2 protein-coding genes are annotated in these 1,273 nt (G+C 68.3%); both read left to right on the forward strand.

The genetic code is table 11. The features are described from left to right. The coding region (locus x551_RS22405) for a BMP family ABC transporter substrate-binding protein (RefSeq protein WP_036251769.1) at positions 1-1,031 on the forward strand (1,031 nt) is incomplete at its 5' end. Positions 1,032-1,101: 70 nt separating this feature from the next. Beyond that, on the forward strand, positions 1,102-1,273 hold a 172-nt coding region (locus tag x551_RS24815; protein WP_152543643.1), incomplete at its 3' end, for a Rieske (2Fe-2S) protein.

Below are 1,273 nucleotides of genomic sequence, written 5' to 3' on the forward strand. Positions count from 1 at the left end.
CCACCGCCCCGGCTCCGGCTGCCGAGCCGCTGAAGGCGGCCTGGGTCTACGTGGGCCCGGTCGGCGACGCCGGCTGGACCTACGCCCACGACCAGGGTCGCAAGGCGGTGGAGGCCGAGTACGGCGACAAGGTCAAGACAAGCTTCGTCGAGAAGGTGCCCGAGGGCGCCGATGCCGAGCGCGTGATCCGCGACCTGGCTGCCCAGGGCAACAAGATCATCTTCGCCACCTCGTTCGGCTACATGGAGCCGATGCTGAAGGTCGCGGCCGAGTTCCCGGACGTGAAGTTCGAGCACGCCACCGGCTACAAGACCGCGCCGAACATGCGCATCTACGACGCCAAGTTCTACGAGGACGCCTACGCGGCCGGCGTCATCGCCGGCAGCATGAGCAAGAGCGGCACGATCGGCTTCGTCGGCTCCTTCCCCATCCCCGAGGTGCTGCGCAACATCAATGCCTACACGCTGGGCGCGCAGAGCGTGAACCCGAAGATCAAGACCAAGGTGGTGTGGGTCAGCACCTGGTTCGACCCGCCGAAGGAAGGCGAGGCCGCGCAGTCGCTGATCAACGGCGGCGCCGACGTGCTGCTGCAGAACACCGACTCCTCCGCGGTGCTGCAGACCGCCGAGAAGAACGGCAAGTACGCCTTCGGCTGGGACAGCGACATGAGCGCCTTCGCGCCCAAGGCCCACCTGGCGAGCTGCATCGTCGACTGGGGCGGCTACTACAAGAAGGCGGTCAAGGACGTGATCGACGGCAGCTGGAAGACCGAGCGCACCGTGTGGGGCGTCAAGGAAGGCCAGAACGACCTCGTCAAAGTGGCCGACGTGGTGCCCGAGGCCACGAAGAAGAAGATCGACGAGATCAAGGCCGGCATGAAGGCCGGCAGCTTCGAGGTCTTCACCGGGCCGCTGCTTTCCAACGACGGCAAGGAACTGCTCGCCCAGGGCGTGGCGGCCGACCAGGCCTGGAAGGACAAGATCGACTTCTACGTGAAGGGCGTCGAGGGCAAGATACCGTCGGCCAAGTAGGCGGGGCGCGCCCCGCGGACCGGATCGCCGCGCCGCGTGCGGCTTCGGCAGGCGGGAGCGAGGGAGTGCGATGAACGACGAACATCGCGGGTGGCACCCGGTGGCGACGGCCACCGACCTGGGCGCCGGTCCGCTGGCGGCGACGCTGTTCGGCGCGGAATTGGTGCTGTGGCGCGACGAGGCCGGCACACCGCACGCGCTGGCCGACCGCTGCCCGCACCGCGGTACGCGGCTCTCGCTCG

Origin of the sequence: Methylibium sp. T29 (assembly GCF_000576205.1) — a bacterium.
In the GTDB taxonomy this organism is placed as follows: Bacteria; Pseudomonadota; Gammaproteobacteria; order Burkholderiales; family Burkholderiaceae_C; genus Methylibium; species Methylibium petroleiphilum.